The organism is Haemophilus sp. SZY H56, assembly GCF_054332415.1.
In genome coordinates, this window is the sequence record NZ_JBTGNX010000007.1 from 85747 (window position 1) to 101323 (window position 15577).

Consider the following 15577-nt stretch of genomic DNA (forward strand, 5'->3'; position numbering starts at 1 on the left):
TCGTTTTTATAAAGCCATTAATCTTTCAGCGCTTTGATTTTCTCAATCACGTTTGTAGTTGAACAGCCATTTTCGAAATTCAATACACGAACATCACCGCCGTTCGCCCACACTTCTTTACTGCCTGCAATCTCTTCTGGTTTGTAATCGCCGCCTTTTACCAATAAATCCGGTAAAATCTCACCGATTAAACGTTGTGGTGTATCTTCATCAAAAGAGACTACCCAATCCACTGAAGCTAAACCAGCCAATACTGCCATACGAGCATTCAGATTGTTAATTGGACGACTTTCACCTTTTAAGCGTTTGACTGAATCATCCGTATTCACGGCAACAATTAAGCGATCGCCAAGTTTGCGAGCATTTTCTAAATAAGACACATGACCTGGATGAAGAATATCAAAACAACCGTTTGTCATCACAATTTTCTCACCGCGCGCTTTAGCATGAGATACTGCAGTTTTTAATTGGCTTTCTGACATAATACCGAAGCCTGTTTCAGAACGTCCATGGATTGCATTCTCTAATTCCACAGTAGAAACCGTTGATGTACCCAATTTACCAACCACAATACCTGCCGCCACATTGGCTAAGTAGCAAGATTCTTCAAAAGAAAGACCGTCTGCAAGTGCGGTTGCTAAGACACTGATTACGGTATCGCCCGCCCCCGTTACATCAAACACTTCTTTTGCAACGGTTGGTAAATGGAACGGTTCTTGATTTGGACGAAGTAATGTCATGCCTTTTTCAGAGCGCGTCACTAAAAGTGCGGTCAATTCGATGTCTGAAATTAATTTTAAACCTTTCTCAATGATCTCTTCTTCAGAATCACACTTACCTACCACCGCTTCAAACTCTGACATATTTGGTGTCAGTAAAGTCGCACCACGATAACGCTCAAAATCTGTACCTTTTGGATCGATTAACACGGGTACGTTTGCTTTACGTGCAATTTGGATCATCTTTTGCACATCTTTTAATGTACCTTTACCGTAATCAGAAAGCACTAGCGCACCAAAGTTTTTCACTTCCGTTTCTAATTTCGCAAGCAACTCATTACATTCCACGTTTTGGAAATCTTCTTCAAAGTCCAAGCGTAGTAATTGTTGATGACGAGACAAAATACGTAATTTCGTAATGGTTGGGTGAGTATCCAATGCCACAAAATTACAATCAATTTTTTGATGTTGTAATAAATTGGTTAAGGCTGCACCTGTTTCATCTTGACCAATTAATCCCAAAATTTGCACAGGTACATTAAGAGAAGCAATATTCATTGCCACGTTTGCTGCACCACCTGCACGCTCTTCATTATCTTGTACACGAACCACAGGAACTGGTGCTTCCGGTGAAATACGATTAGTCGCACCAAACCAGTAACGGTCAAGCATCACATCGCCTAACACTAATACTTTCGCTTGATTAAAATTGGCAGAATATTGAGCCATTTTGAAATCTCTCTGTTGGAATAATAAAAATTTGGTGCAATTTTACCACAACTCAAATTTGCGATAAACTACACGTCGAACTAACCAGAAAAGAATTATGAAAAACGAAAAACTCCCTCAATTTCAACCGCACTTTCTTGCCCCTAAATACTGGGGCTTTTGGCTTGGTGTGGCGATTTGGCGAAGCCTTTTGTTACTTCCCTATCCAATTTTACGTCACATCGGCAATGGCTTAGGCTGGCTTTTCTCAAAATTAAAAGTAGGAAAACGCCGTGCTGCAATTGCTCGCCGAAATCTTGAGCTCTGCTTCCCAGAAATGCCCGAACAAGAGCGTGAAGCCATTTTGCAAGAAAACTTGCGTGCCGTTGGGATGGCGATTATTGAAACCGGTATGGCGTGGTTTTGGTCTGATGCGCGCATTAAAAAATGGTCAAAAATTGAAGGCTTAAATTATTTAAAAGAAAATGCCCAAGACGGCATTATCTTTGTGGGTGTTCATTTCCTCACTCTTGAGTTAGGCGCACGTATTGTGGGCTTACATCATCCTGGCGTAGGCGTTTACCGTCCAAATGACAATCCTGTATTGGATTGGCTACAAATCAAAGGTCGCTTACGTTCAAATAAAGATATGCTAAACCGAAAAGATCTGCGTGGTATGCTCAAAGCCTTACGCAAAGGTGAAACCATTTGGTATGCCCCTGATCATGACTACGGCAGAAAAAATGCGGTATTTGTGCCTTTCTTTGCCGTACAAGAAGCGGCAACCACGACGGGCAGTTACTATCTACTTAAATCCGCACCAAATTGCAAAGTCGTGCCTTTTGCCCCATTACGTAATAAAGATGGTTCAGGCTATACGGTCAGCATTTCGCCACCAGTGGATTTTTCTGATCTTTCAGATGAAACGGCGATCGCTGCACGAATGAATAAAGTCGTGGAAAAAGAAATCTTAAAAGGTGTGGAACAATACATGTGGCTACATCGCCGATTTAAAACACGCCCAACGGAAGATGAACCGAGTTTGTATTCATAAGTGCGGTTGATTTTTCATTTGTTTTTGAATGCTAAAACGACATATCGAAAAATAAGGAAAATTTTCCTTATTTTTTTCTTGATCTTTATATAATTAAATATATAATGAACCTCGTTTTAGATAGTAAACTTGTGTTATGACAAACACACTACTGGCTAGTGCATTCCCCCCACTCCTTTTGCACTAGCCATTTTTTTTGAAATCTCTTACCATATCTCACCCTTTTCTTTTTTCTTAGAAATCATGAACAACCTAGAACTTGAACGTTTACTAAACGAAAAACTTAGCACAGACAGAATTAACGATTATGCGCCTAACGGTTTGCAAGTAGAAGGCAAAGCGGAGATCAAAAAGATCATCACGGGCGTCACCGCAAGCCAAGCTTTGATTGATTATGCCGTTGCACAACAAGCTGATGCAGTACTTGTCCACCATGGCTATTTTTGGAAAAGTGAAAATCCTTGTATTCGCGGCATGAAAGGCAAACGTATCAAAACCTTGCTTGTGAATGACATCAATTTATATGGCTACCATTTACCCTTAGATGTTCACCCTGAATTAGGCAACAACGCAAAACTTGCTCAGTTATTAGGGATTAGCGATCTTCAACCTTTAGAAAATAGCTCAACCAGTATTCCTGTTTGGGGAACGTTAAAAGATCCCATTACCGCTGAAGAATTTGCGCAACGTATTGAGCAAGCACTTCACCGTAAACCATTAATTTGCACCGAAAATGGACCGCACTTAATCCGTAAAATTGGCATTTGTACTGGTGGTGGACAAGGCTATATTGATTTAGCCGCAGCACAAGGTTGTGATGCTTTTATTACCGGTGAGGTTTCGGAGCAAACCATTCACTCTGCTCGTGAGCAAGGTATTCATTTCTTTGCGGCGGGTCACCATGCTACTGAACGCTATGGCATTAAAGCATTAGGTGAATGGCTAGCGGCTGAATATGGCTTGGATGTAGAATTTAAAGATATTGATAATCCGGCCTAACTGGTACAAAGTGTGATTAATTGCCGAAAGCACACAAAACAAGTATAATCTCGTCGATTTTTTTAACTCAAACATAGGAAAAAATATGGGTTTCTTAACTGGTAAACGTATTTTAGTGGCAGGTCTTGCAAGCAACCGTTCTATTGCTTACGGGATCGCAAAAGCAATGAAAGAACAAGGCGCTGAACTTGCTTTCACTTATTTAAACGATAAATTACAACCACGCGTAGAAGAATTTGCAAAAGAATTTGGTTCTGACATCGTATTACCTTTAGACGTAGCGACCGATGAAAGCATCCAAAACTGCTTTGCTGAATTAAGCAAACGTTGGGAAAAATTTGATGGTTTTGTACACGCTATTGCATTCGCACCAGGCGATCAATTAGATGGTGATTACGTAAACGCCGCAACTCGTGAAGGCTACCGTATCGCTCACGACATCAGTGCATTCAGTTTTGTTGCAATGGCACAAGCGGCTCGTCCTTACTTAAATCCAAATGCAGCGTTGTTAACGCTTTCTTACTTAGGGGCAGAACGTGCAATTCCTAACTACAACGTGATGTGTTTAGCAAAAGCATCTCTTGAAGCGGCAACTCGCGTAATGGCAGCGGATTTAGGTAAAGAAGGTATTCGTGTGAATGCGATCTCTGCTGGTCCAATCCGCACTTTAGCGGCATCAGGCATTAAAAACTTCAAGAAAATGCTTTCTACCTTTGAGAAAACCGCAGCATTACGCCGCACTGTCACTATCGAAGATGTGGGCAACTCAGCCGCATTCTTATGTTCTGATTTAGCATCGGGTATTACCGGTGAAATCGTTCACGTTGATGCAGGTTTCAGCATCACTGCAATGGGCGAATTAGGCGAAGAATAATTTTTCGTACAGTCTATTTTTAGGCAGGCTTTTCAGTCTGCCTTTTCTCTCTTTTTAAATATAACTATGTTCCAAGATAATCCATTACTCGCACAACTTAAGCAACAAATCCACGATAGCAAAGAACACGTTGAAGGCGTGGTAAAAAGTACTGATAAAGCTTATGGTTTTTTAGAGTGCGATAAAAAAAGCTACTTTATTGCCCCACCCGCAATGAAAAAAGTGATGCACGGTGACAAAATCAAAGCCACCATTGAAAAACAAGGCGATAAAGAGCAAGCTGAACCTGAAGAATTAATTGAGCCAATGCTCACGCGCTTTATTGCCAAAGTGCGGTTCAATAAAGACAAGAAATTGCAAGTTTTGGTTGATCACCCAAGTATCAACCAACCCATTGGTGCACAACAAGCTAAATCCGTCAAAGAAGAATTACAAGAAGGCGACTGGGTCGTAGCAAATTTAAAAACGCACCCATTACGTGATGATCGCTTTTTCTATGCCACTATCAATCAATTTATCTGCCGTGCTGATGATGAATTAGCCCCTTGGTGGGTGACATTGGCACGTCATGAGCAATCTCGTCATCCTGTGCAAGGTGCCGAAAGCTATGAGATGTTAGATCAACAAACTCGCGAAGATCTGACCGCACTTCATTTTGTCACTATTGACTCTGAAAGCACGCAGGATATGGACGATGCGCTTTACATTGAACCTATCGAACAAAATGGTACGCAAACCGGCTGGCGATTAGTCGTTGCGATTGCTGATCCAACAGCTTACATTGCATTAGATTCACAAATTGAAAAAGATGCGAAACAGCGTTGTTTCACCAATTATTTGCCAGGCTTCAATATCCCAATGTTGCCGCGTGAATTGTCTGATGACTTATGCTCATTAATGGCAAATGAAACTCGCCCTGCATTAGTGTGTTATATCGAAACGGATCTTGCCGGCAACATCACGGCTAAACCGCATTTTGTGTCAGCTTATGTACAATCTAAAGCAAAATTAGTCTATAACAAGATCTCAGATTATTTAGAACAAGTACCTGATGCATGGCAACCGGAAACACCAGAAATTGCACAGCAAATTGATTGGTTACATCAATTTACTAAAGCACGTATTCAATGGCGTAAAACGCATTCTCTTTTATTTAAAGAGAAACCGGATTACTCCTTTATTCTCGCTGAAAATGGCAAAGTGAAAGAAATTAAAGCAGAATATCGCCGCATTGCAAATCAAATCGTGGAAGAATCCATGATTATTGCTAATATCTGTGCGGCTCAATTCTTAGCTGAACAAGCACAAACCGGTATTTTTAATACGCACTCTGGGTTTGATAAGAAATTCTTAGAAAATGCGCATAATTTCTTAATGGCAAATTTAGCTAATGAAGAAAATCAAGCCGAGCTTACTGAGCGTTATTCGGTAGAAAATTTGGCAACCTTAAAAGGTTATTGCCAAATGCGTCATGATATTGAACCCATTGAAGGTGACTATTTAGAATTCCGTTTACGTCGTTATTTAACCTTTGCGGAGTTTAAATCGGAACTCGCTCCACATTTTGGGCTTGGATTAGAAGGTTATGCGACCTGGACATCGCCTATCCGTAAATATTCCGATATGGTGAACCATCGTTTAATTAAAGCCGTACTCACACAGCAAGCTTGTGAAAAACCACAAGATGAAGTCCTTGCTCGCTTACAAGAAGCCCGTCGCCAAAATCGCTTGGTTGAGCGTGATATCGCAGACTGGTTATATTGTCGCTATCTTGCTGACAAAGTCGCTGAAAATACTGGATTTGATGCAGAAGTGCAAGATGTAATGCGTGGCGGTTTACGTGTTCAATTATTGGAAAATGGTGCATCAATGTTCGTACCGGCCTCTACACTGCACCCGAATAAAGCTGAAATGCAAGTGAACACTGATGAATTGGCCTTGTATATTCAAGGGGAACGCCGTTACAAAATCGGGGATTTGGTGAAAGTAAAACTCACCGAAGTGCGAGAGGAAACTCGTAGCATTGTAGGAAATATTATGATGTAGGCATATAAAATTTGCACCTCAATTATTGGCTATTTAGTCCAACTTTTGGGGTGCAAATCATTTTTTAACCGTACTTTTTATTTAAATTACTTTAACCAAAATTGTCCTTTAAAAATTTTTCCTAGTGTCATCAGTACTAAACCACTCATCATCAGGTTAGCAAAGATAAATGCACCATTTGCCAAGCCGCTCAGTACATTATGATGAACGAAAAAAACAGCCCCATTCGCTAAAGAAGCTAATCCGAATGAAAAAGCCCAGAAGCCAATATTCAGCCCTTTTTCACTAATCCAAGGGAACAGACGAATTAAAAAGAACATTTGTAAAAAACCGTATCCCCATAAGAGCTTAACGAAAAGATCGATCTCTCCCCCATTAAGCGATAAATACGCCGAGGATCCCACGAATGCTGGGGCGAGAATGATCCCCATGGTTGGACGAAATTGAGGTTCAATTTGCAACACGCGTAAACGTTGGAATAACACCGGTTCATAAATAATCCAAGCAATCATCCCCGCACCTAAGAACAAATAACCTAAATCTTGATAGCCTAGTAAGGCTAATGATGAGGCACTTGTAAAGTTAGTCGCCACAGAGGGCAAATAAAACGGTGGCAATGTCGATTTTTCCTCAAATGTGCCATCTTTCCATAACGCACTAATACGCACTGAAGCAAACAATAATTGCCCAATTGTCCCAATCCAAATTAATCCCTCACCAATGAGAGGAAGCCAACGATACAGAATATCCCCGCTTAACATCGTTGTAATCGGTATTAAGGCAAGAAAAGAAAAACGTATCGGACAGCAATATTCATCGCGTACTTCGTGAGAGAAATAAATCATTTTATAAATATAAAGCAAGACGAAAAGTGCCCATACTGAAACAGACGTTACGCCAATAATATCACTCACATTCCGAGAAAAAGAGAGCGTATCGCCCATATGTAGCCAAGCTAAAGACAAGGCACCTAAACCTAATGGAATCGCAAAATACCCTGTTGGTAATGGAAATGGTCGTTTATCAGTCATTATTATTCTCCTAAAAATTAATACCTTATAAGTTATAAGATTACCTCTAAACGCATGAATATTGATGTGGATTTATCTCAAAGACTAGAATAAAAATCTCATTTCTCTAAATGAAAGAAAGGGCTAATAAAAATTAGCCCTAAATTGAATTAATATATTTTTGATTATTTGCCGATCACTTCTAATCCGCCCATGTAAGGACGTAATACTTCTGGTACTGTAATTGAGCCGTCTGCATTTTGATAGTTCTCAAGCACGGCCACTAATGTACGGCCTACCGCCAAACCAGAGCCATTCAATGTATGCACTAAGCGAGTTTTCTTATCCCCTTTCGCTTTGCAACGTGCTTGCATACGACGCGCTTGGAAATCCCACATGTTAGAGCAAGAAGAAATCTCACGGTAAGTATCTTGTGCAGGCACCCACACTTCTAAGTCGTAAGTTTTGCAAGAACCAAAGCCCATATCACCAGTACAAAGTAATACTTTACGATAGGGTAAATTTAAAAGTTGTAAGACTTTTTCTGCATGACCCGTTAATTCTTCAAGCGCTTCCATCGATTTATCAGGATCAACGATTTGTACCATTTCCACTTTATCGAATTGGTGCATACGAATTAAACCACGGGTATCACGACCATAAGATCCTGCTTCAGAACGGAAACATGGGGTATGTGCGGTCATTTTGATTGGCAAATCTGCTTCATCAACAATCACATCACGAACAAGGTTAGTCACTGGCACTTCCGCTGTTGGAATTAATGCGTAAGGTTGTTCGCCTTCTAGCGCTAAAGTATGGAATAAATCTTCACCAAATTTTGGTAATTGACCTGTCCCATAAAGGGTCGCATGGTTAACTAAATAAGGCACGTAAGTTTCTAAATAACCATGTTGTTCGGTATGAAGATCTAGCATAAATTGCGCTAATGCACGGTGCATTTTAGCAATTTGACCTTTCATTACCGCAAAACGCGCACCTGCTAATTTAGCCCCTGCTGCAAAATCTAAGCCATTGGCATCTTCACCTAGTGACACGTGATCTTTGATCTCAAAATCAAATGTACGCGGTGTACCCCAACGTAAAATTTCTTTATTTTCAGTATCATCTTTACCTAATGGCACTTCATCTGCCGGGATGTTTGGAATGCTTAACGCGATTTGATTGATTTCTGCTAACACCGCATCAAGTTGAGTTTTTGCTTCGTTAAGCTGTTCACCCATGTTATCCACTTCAGCCAATAATGGCGCGATGTCTTCACCACGTGCTTTTGCCGCACCAATAGCTTTAGAACGCGCGTTACGTTCTGCTTGTAATGTTTCAGTTTTTACTTGTAAATCTTTGCGTTGTTCTTCTAATGCGGTAAGTTTTTCCGTATCAAGAATAAAGTTACGTTTTACTTTTAATTTTTCTGCTACTTCAGCCAGATTATTACGGAGTAAATTTGGATCGATCATTGGAATTCCCTATTTTTCATTATGAAACAGATACCTTTATTCTAGCGTGCTTTGAGCAAATAAACCAGTTAAAACCCTGATTTTTCTTTTATTAATCTCGCCAAAAACATCTAATTTTATGGCCGCACTTTGCCATAATTTAATTTTGTGATCTCTGTCAAATTCTGAGAATGAGACACTAGAAACAGCAAAAAAAAGTTCTATAATAAAAATGAACGTTAACCAAGAGGAGTAACCTATGTTTCCTGAATTTCGCGATTTAATCACTAATCTTAAAAACAAAGATGCTTATTTTGATCGCTTGTTTGAAAAACACAATGTGTTAGACCAAGAGATCAAAAATAAGATTGATAACATAGAACTCGCTACTCATACGGAAATTGAGAACTTGAAAAAAGAAAAATTACGGATTAAAGACGAGCTCTATCAATACTTGAAAAAGAAAGCAGCTGAGTAATTGGTTTAATGTGAAAGCAAAGTGCGGTGAAATTTACCGCACTTTTTTGTTTTAAGCGGTTTTGCTTTTTTGAGAGCCAAGATAAATCGCGACTAATGTCAGCACTGCACCCGCCCATTGCCAATGATTAATGGGCTTATCCAAACCAAAATAATCAATCACGAGCGCCACCACCGGTTCAGAAAGAAGTAATAAACCGAATAGTACGCAGCCCACGACTCACATCGGGGCGGCGTAAGATTTTATTTTATCCATTAAATAAACATCGCCCAGACAGCCAAACTCGCCGCCATAAAGAACACAATGAGTAGGCTGTTATAGCTGAGTTTCCATTTGTTTACACTGTGTAAGAGCAATACACCCGCTATCACTAAGTGAAGCAGAAAATAAATGCCGTATGCGAAAACGTTCGAAAAAACGACCGCACTTGTGCCTTGATAAACAATAAAAATCAGTACTGCCAACGCATTAAGGGCAAGCAATAAAATCATCAATAATGGTAGTAATGCAATGAAACCTTGCAAACGATTACGAGAAACGGACAAGCACAAATTTGCCAACAAGACGCCCATTAAAGCTTGTGCCAGTGGGTTATATTGCATGAAATTCGGTGTTGGATTGCCGAAGAAAATCATCAAATAGGCAATGACACCCAATCCACTCACCAAAGATGCCATTAAGAGAAAACCACGGCGAGCGACTTCATCTTTAGGTTGTTTCCACACTGCATATACAGCAGATAACCCGCATAAGCTGACAATATCAGTCATCACGTAATGATGTGGTGAGGCCAAGCTCATCCCAAGCCAAACGAACCAATAAAGCGCAAAACAGACATTTGCTTTGATTAAACGTCCACGCTGTCCTGGGCAAATTTCCCCTTTAATAAAGGCAACTAAACAAAGCAATTGGGCAATCAACACGCCAAAGGCTAAATGAGGAATCAATTTTTCAGCAAGTTGCAAAGATTCTATAAAAAAATCGACCATTAATAGCAACCCAATTGGCAATATCGCAAGAAATGCGGCCAAGGGTTTAGATTGTTCTTCTGACATAAAATTCTCGATTAGAAAAAGAAGGTGTCATTATGCCAAAATTTACGGCTTTTTTTAATGGCTTTCGTGCATTTTGCCTCATTCCCTTTTAAAATAAGCAAAATAATAACCGCACTTTAGGAACCACAAAAAAATGCTATTAGGCGTACTTTATATTATTGGAATTACCGCCGAAGGAATTACCGGCGCATTAGCCGCTGGACGAGAAAAAATGGATATTTTCGGGGTAATTATTATCGCCTGTGTCACGGCGATTGGCGGTGGAACAGTACGTGATGTATTATTAGGACACTACCCTGTTGGCTGGGTTAAACACCCTGAATATTTCATCATGGTAGCTGGTGCGGCAGTATTAACCGTTTTTATTGCGCCGTTCATCAAACATTTTATGCGCTACTTTCGTACGATTTTCTTGGTATTAGATGCTTTAGGATTAATCGTGTATTCCATTATCGGTGCGCAGATTGCTATTGATATGGGCTATGGTTTTACCATTACATCGATTGCAGCAACGGTGACGGGGGCATTTGGTGGTGTGTTGCGTGATTTACTTTGTAACCGCATTCCCCTTGTATTCCAAAAAGAACTTTACGCCAGTGTATCATTCTTCTCTGCTGTGATGTATATGGCATTACAACATATTCAATTAGATCATACATTTACGATTTTACTGACTTTATTCAGCGGTTTTGCACTGCGTTTACTTGCTGTTCGATTTGGTTGGGGACTACCTGTTTTCGATTTCCAAGAGCAAGAAGATGAAACAAATGATAAATTACCGAAGAAAACAAAATAATTAAAAGGAATAATTATGTTAGTACAAATGGGCAAACAGGCCAAAGATGCAGCCTTTATTTTAGCGCAGTTAAACACCACTGAAAAAAATCATGCACTCAGTATCATTGCGGAACAATTAGAACAGCAAACAGATCGTATTCTAGCCGCAAACCAAAAAGATATTGAAATCGCGAAACAAAATGGTTTATCTGAAGCCTTAATTGACCGCCTCCTATTAACCGAAGATCGCCTAAAAGGCATTGCGAATGATGTGCGCCATGTGATTTCGCTCGCGGATCCTGTGGGGAAAATCATTGATGGCGGCACCTTAGATAGCGGATTAAAGATCGAACGAGTCCGTACTCCGCTTGGCGTGATTGGTACCATTTACGAAGCGCGTCCAAATGTCACCATTGATGTGGCGAGCCTTTGCTTAAAAACGGGCAATGCCGTGATTTTACGTGGAGGAAAAGAAACACAACATTCCAACCAAATTTTAGTGGAAGTGGTACAAAATGCCCTTGAACAAGCGGGATTACCACGCCATGCAGTCCAAGCCATTACCGATCCGAATCGTGAACTTGTGATGCAACTGCTTAAATTGGATCGCTATGTGGATATGATTATTCCTCGTGGCGGTGCGGGCTTACATGAGCTTTGCAAACAACATTCCACCATTCCGGTAATTGTCGGTGGTGTAGGCGTTTGCCATCTTTTTGTAGAAGAAAGCGCTGACCAAGAAAAAGCCCTTGCGGTGATTGCTAACGCAAAATGCCAACGTCCAAGCACATGTAATACGTTGGAAACGCTTTTAGTTCAACGTTCAATTGCAAAAAGCTTCCTGCCAAAACTCGCGAAATATTTAGCCGAGAAAAAAGTGAAATTCCATGCTAAATCGACCGCACTTTCGACTCTTCAAGCTGCAAATGTTGATGTGCAAGAAGTGACTGAACAAGCGCTACGCCAAGAATGGGGCTCATTGGATCTCAATGTTGTAGTCGTTGAAGATATGGATGCGGCGATTGCTCACATTCGTGAATATGGCACACAACATTCAGAAAGTATCTTGACGGAAAATCAACGACTAGCCGCACAATTTATCAATCAAGTGGATGCAGCAGCCGTGTATGTTAATGCAAGTACTCGATTTACCGATGGCGGACAATTTGGTTTAGGTGCAGAAGTGGCGGTAAGTACTCAAAAACTTCATGCTCGAGGCCCAATGGGATTAGAAGCCTTAACCAGTTATAAATGGGTTTGTGTCGGCGATTACACTTCTCGCAAATAGTCTGTTTCATCTATAAAAAAACCGCACCTTGAAAGCATCAAAGTGCGGTTATTTTTTATCTCGTTTTTAGTGTTTACCGAATAATTTCATCGCGGGTAATACAATCGCACAAGCAATCGCGCCTACAATCACACCCACGACTAACGTCGCCACATTACCTAATAGGCCATCTGCCAATTGATAATCAGCGAGCAAATGATGAATGAAATCCACATTATGTACGAAAATACCACCACCGACTAAGAACATCGCAAGCGTACCGATAAAACTAAGTGAACGCATAAATTTAGGCATAATCACTAAAATTGCGTTCCCAATTGACTTCGCTACGCCACCTTTTTTGATAAGGTATAAACCGAAATCATCTGCTCTAACAATCAATGCGACCAAGCCATAAACAAAAATAGTAATCCCAATACCCACTACCGAAAGGGAAATAATGCGAGTCAGCAAGCTCGCTTCGGTTAATTCGCCCAATGCAATAATGATAATTTCAGCGGAAAGAATAAAATCAGTACGAATTGCCCCCTTAATTTTAGCGGCTTCATTAAAGGTTGTTTTTTCTTCATGCTCTTCATGAGCAATAAATTTATGTAGAATTTTCTCTACACCTTCAAAACATAAATACGCCCCACCAATCATCAGAAGTGGCACGATCAACCAAGGTAAAAACGCAGAAAGCAGTAAAGCAATTGGAATTAAAATGATTTTATTGACTAACGATCCTTTGGTGACTGCCCAAACAATGGGTAATTCACGATCGGAAGATGCTCCCGTTACCTGATTAGCATTTAACGCTAAGTCATCGCCTACCACACCAACAGTTTTCTTGGCTGCCATTTTGGTCATCAAGGCGACATCATCAAGAATCGATGCAATGTCATCAATAAGGGTAAAAAGAGAGCTAAACGCCATATTCTTTCCTTTATAAAGTTAAAATTTAGAGAAATGAGTTTTAGACTGGTCGAATGCTTTCGACATCCAACTTCGCATCAAACTCTTTTTGTAATAAAAGCAGTTTTTTATCTTGCTGTAAATCCGTACGTGCCTGTTCACGCAACTCTTGATAAACTTTTTTACGGTAATCCATTGGGGTTAAAACATCGGAATCTTCAACAAAAATCGACAATTTGACTGGTTTTTCATATAAACGTTCAAGATGTTCTACTAAATTTTTAATATTTCGATCTTGTTTTAAATGCGCTTTTTCAGAATGAAGCCCGAGTTGAATTTCATCTTCTGTTTGCGACTTGATGAAACAATTTAATGCTAACTCTTTTGAAAAGCCAATCACACCAGAACGTTCGACAATATCCGTCCAAGGATCTTGTTTTTGCGTAATTTGTATAATTTTCTCACGCAATTCTGGTGTCACATCTTTCAACATTGCCTGTTTAATATCAGAAGGACGCATACCACTATCTACTTTGGCTAAATCTGGATTGCTCCACTCCCAACGATAAGTTTCCGCATCGAGAATTTCTTGCTCTTCCGCGTCCATTTCAGCATTATCATCAATGGTATTTTCCACCGTTTCAATACCTTGCTTTAACTCGTCAGCTTGTTGAGTCATTGGATTTGGTACCATGGCTTTCGTTTGCGTAGCTTTCGGTGGTGTCATCTCTCGCACAGGAAGTGCGGTCATTTTGGGTGGATTTTTTTGCTCATCTAACTCTTGAAGATGATGCAAGGTTTCTTCCACTGCGGCTTGCTGTTCATCATGATGATGTTGGCGCTCTGATTGCTCAATTTTCGTTAATTGATTCAATGCCTCTAGCGCAGCAAGGCTAGCTAAATTTAATGAAGATGTAGTTTGAGTGGAAACAGGTTGAGAAGACGAGGAATGCACAATCGCCGATTGAGCTATTGGCTTTTGCGCTTGTGCTGAATAATTTGCCTTGATGTTTTGCGACAGCACCGGCATATCCACATAACCAGAAACAGGCTGATTTTCAACCGCACTTTTCTGTGTATTTTGTTCAGGGGATAGCCCGCCTTGTTTAGGCGTTTGTGCTGCCGTAAGGAACTTTGGGTGGAATGCCAATGCCCTCAACAATGTCATTTCTGCGCCAATTCGACGATTTGGTGCGGAGGCCAATTCTTTTCGACCTGATACAATGACTTGATAGAAAAATTGTACGTCTTCCGGTGAAATATGTTTAGCCAGAAAACCTAAGTGATCGTTTTCATCCGTAGCATTTTTAGCGAGCAACTGCATTAAGGCAATTTGATGCAATTTCTCAGCTGTTTCTGCCAATAACTCATCCCAATCGCCCGCTTTTTCTACCACCGCTTGGACGGTTTTCATTAAACGCTCACCGTTACCTTGGTGTAAGGCGTAAATGATTTCAATCGGCTGATCTTCATCTAACAGCCCAAGCATGGTATTCACTACATCAGTGGACACTTTACCGTTGCCCATGGCTATCGCTTGATCCGTTAAACTTAAGCTATCACGAATACTCCCCTGCGCCGCTTTGGCTAATTTATCCAATGCAGGTGCATCAAAAGGAATATTTTCGGCAGTAAGCACGCAATTAAGATGCGCTGAAATTTGCGGTTCATCTAATGCTTTAAGATGAAATTGCATACAACGGGATAAAATCGTAATCGGTAATTTTTGAGGATCCGTTGTAGCGAGTAGGAATTTCACATATTCAGGCGGCTCTTCCAAGGTTTTTAACAACGCATTGAAAGAATGGCGAGAAAGCATATGCACTTCATCGATAAGATAGACTTTATAACGCCCTACTACAGGCTTATATTGCACATTGTCTAACAGCTCACGCGTGTCTTCTACTTTGGTACGAGAAGCCGCATCGATTTCAATTAAATCAATAAAGTTGCCTGCTTCGATCGCTTTACAGTTTTCACATTCACCGCAAGGATCAGCAGTAATACCATTTACGCAGTTCAAGCCTTTCGCAAATAAACGAGCAATGGAGGTTTTACCCACGCCACGGGTGCCGGAAAATAAATAAGCATGATGTAAACGGTTTTCTTTTAAACCGTTTTCCAAAGCAGTGAGTACATGGCTTTGCCCCACTACTTCAGAAAAGTTTTTTGGTCGCCATTTTCTGGCTAAAACTTGGTAGCTCATCGCATCTCTTTAAAA

The 15577-nt window shown here is 40.5% G+C and carries 13 protein-coding genes and 1 pseudogene; 7 read left to right on the forward strand and 7 right to left on the reverse strand.

Features of this window, described 5'->3' with window-relative positions; genetic code table 11:
* Positions 1-17: 17 nt before the first annotated feature.
* The gene (hldE, locus tag ACXVWP_RS06945) at positions 18-1448 is read right to left on the reverse strand and encodes a bifunctional D-glycero-beta-D-manno-heptose-7-phosphate kinase/D-glycero-beta-D-manno-heptose 1-phosphate adenylyltransferase HldE (RefSeq protein WP_289901952.1); all 1431 of its coding nucleotides are present in this window, start codon (positions 1446-1448) and stop codon (positions 18-20) included.
* Positions 1449-1545: 97 nt separating this feature from the next.
* On the opposite strand from hldE, the gene ACXVWP_RS06950 reads away from it, so the two are divergent.
* The 4 genes from ACXVWP_RS06950 (at position 1546) to rnb (ending at position 6400) form a co-directional block, all read left to right on the forward strand.
* Entirely contained in the window at positions 1546-2481 is a 936-nt protein-coding gene (locus tag ACXVWP_RS06950; protein ID WP_197555783.1) for a Kdo(2)-lipid IV(A) acyltransferase, read from the forward strand.
* A gap of 243 nt (positions 2482-2724) precedes the next feature.
* Positions 2725-3480: a Nif3-like dinuclear metal center hexameric protein gene (locus ACXVWP_RS06955; RefSeq protein ID WP_289901954.1), complete on the forward strand. Its 756-nt coding sequence runs from the start codon at positions 2725-2727 to the stop codon at positions 3478-3480.
* Between the two features lie 85 nt (positions 3481-3565).
* Positions 3566-4354: an SDR family oxidoreductase gene (locus ACXVWP_RS06960; protein ID WP_297567712.1), complete on the forward strand. Its 789-nt coding sequence runs from the start codon at positions 3566-3568 to the stop codon at positions 4352-4354.
* A gap of 66 nt (positions 4355-4420) precedes the next feature.
* A complete protein-coding gene (gene rnb, locus ACXVWP_RS06965) occupies positions 4421-6400 on the forward strand; it encodes an exoribonuclease II (protein WP_297567714.1) in 1980 nt (659 codons plus the stop codon).
* Between the two features lie 86 nt (positions 6401-6486).
* On the opposite strand, the gene tehA is transcribed toward rnb, so the two are convergent.
* Both tehA and serS read right to left on the reverse strand, forming a co-directional pair.
* Positions 6487-7431 carry a dicarboxylate transporter/tellurite-resistance protein TehA gene (gene tehA / locus ACXVWP_RS06970; protein WP_308602619.1) on the reverse strand — a complete coding sequence of 315 codons (945 nt, stop codon included), beginning with the start codon at positions 7429-7431 and terminating at the stop codon, positions 6487-6489.
* A gap of 164 nt (positions 7432-7595) precedes the next feature.
* A complete protein-coding gene (serS, locus tag ACXVWP_RS06975; protein ID WP_289901956.1) occupies positions 7596-8885 on the reverse strand; it encodes a serine--tRNA ligase in 1290 nt (429 codons plus the stop codon).
* A 238-nt stretch (positions 8886-9123) separates the two neighbouring features.
* Between serS and ACXVWP_RS06980 the strand changes: the two genes are divergently transcribed.
* Positions 9124-9342, forward strand: coding sequence for a YdcH family protein (locus ACXVWP_RS06980; protein WP_005695756.1), 219 nt, complete (start codon positions 9124-9126; stop codon positions 9340-9342).
* Positions 9343-9393: 51 nt separating this feature from the next.
* Here ACXVWP_RS06980 and ACXVWP_RS06985 read toward each other — a convergent pair.
* Together ACXVWP_RS06985 and ACXVWP_RS06990 are read right to left on the reverse strand one after the other, a co-directional pair.
* Positions 9394-9546: pseudogene (locus tag ACXVWP_RS06985) on the reverse strand (DMT family transporter); the annotation flags it as partial.
* A gap of 50 nt (positions 9547-9596) precedes the next feature.
* A complete protein-coding gene (locus ACXVWP_RS06990; protein ID WP_289901957.1) occupies positions 9597-10397 on the reverse strand; it encodes a hypothetical protein in 801 nt (266 codons plus the stop codon).
* Positions 10398-10530: 133 nt separating this feature from the next.
* Between ACXVWP_RS06990 and ACXVWP_RS06995 the strand changes: the two genes are divergently transcribed.
* Together ACXVWP_RS06995 and proA are read left to right on the forward strand one after the other, a co-directional pair.
* A complete protein-coding gene (locus ACXVWP_RS06995) occupies positions 10531-11193 on the forward strand; it encodes a trimeric intracellular cation channel family protein (RefSeq protein WP_049357598.1) in 663 nt (220 codons plus the stop codon).
* Positions 11194-11208: 15 nt separating this feature from the next.
* Positions 11209-12462, forward strand: coding sequence for a glutamate-5-semialdehyde dehydrogenase (gene proA / locus ACXVWP_RS07000; protein ID WP_289901958.1), 1254 nt, complete (start codon positions 11209-11211; stop codon positions 12460-12462).
* A gap of 66 nt (positions 12463-12528) precedes the next feature.
* Here proA and ACXVWP_RS07005 read toward each other — a convergent pair whose 3' ends face one another.
* Positions 12529-13377, reverse strand: a complete 849-nt coding sequence (locus tag ACXVWP_RS07005; RefSeq protein WP_126471729.1) for a DUF808 domain-containing protein — start codon at positions 13375-13377, stop codon at positions 12529-12531.
* A 40-nt stretch (positions 13378-13417) separates the two neighbouring features.
* Positions 13418-15562, reverse strand: coding sequence for a DNA polymerase III subunit gamma/tau (gene dnaX / locus ACXVWP_RS07010; protein ID WP_297567722.1), 2145 nt, complete (start codon positions 15560-15562; stop codon positions 13418-13420).
* Positions 15563-15577 lie beyond the last annotated feature (15 nt).

Bases quoted from the DNA above. Each gene is read 5' to 3' on its own strand.
- hldE (WP_289901952.1), bottom strand. From the start codon at position 1,448: ATGGCTCAATATTCTGCCAATTTTAATCAAGCGAAAGTATTAGTGTTA.
- tehA (WP_308602619.1), bottom strand. From the start codon at position 7,431: ATGACTGATAAACGACCATTTCCATTACCAACAGGGTATTTTGCGATT.
- ACXVWP_RS06950 (WP_197555783.1), top strand. From the start codon at position 1,546: ATGAAAAACGAAAAACTCCCTCAATTTCAACCGCACTTTCTTGCCCCT.
- rnb (WP_297567714.1), top strand. From the start codon at position 4,421: ATGTTCCAAGATAATCCATTACTCGCACAACTTAAGCAACAAATCCAC.
- ACXVWP_RS06955 (WP_289901954.1), top strand. From the start codon at position 2,725: ATGAACAACCTAGAACTTGAACGTTTACTAAACGAAAAACTTAGCACA.
- ACXVWP_RS06990 (WP_289901957.1), bottom strand. From the start codon at position 10,397: ATGTCAGAAGAACAATCTAAACCCTTGGCCGCATTTCTTGCGATATTG.
- proA (WP_289901958.1), top strand. From the start codon at position 11,209: ATGTTAGTACAAATGGGCAAACAGGCCAAAGATGCAGCCTTTATTTTA.
- dnaX (WP_297567722.1), bottom strand. From the start codon at position 15,562: ATGAGCTACCAAGTTTTAGCCAGAAAATGGCGACCAAAAAACTTTTCT.
- ACXVWP_RS06980 (WP_005695756.1), top strand. From the start codon at position 9,124: ATGTTTCCTGAATTTCGCGATTTAATCACTAATCTTAAAAACAAAGAT.
- ACXVWP_RS07005 (WP_126471729.1), bottom strand. From the start codon at position 13,377: ATGGCGTTTAGCTCTCTTTTTACCCTTATTGATGACATTGCATCGATT.
- ACXVWP_RS06995 (WP_049357598.1), top strand. From the start codon at position 10,531: ATGCTATTAGGCGTACTTTATATTATTGGAATTACCGCCGAAGGAATT.
- ACXVWP_RS06960 (WP_297567712.1), top strand. From the start codon at position 3,566: ATGGGTTTCTTAACTGGTAAACGTATTTTAGTGGCAGGTCTTGCAAGC.
- serS (WP_289901956.1), bottom strand. From the start codon at position 8,885: ATGATCGATCCAAATTTACTCCGTAATAATCTGGCTGAAGTAGCAGAA.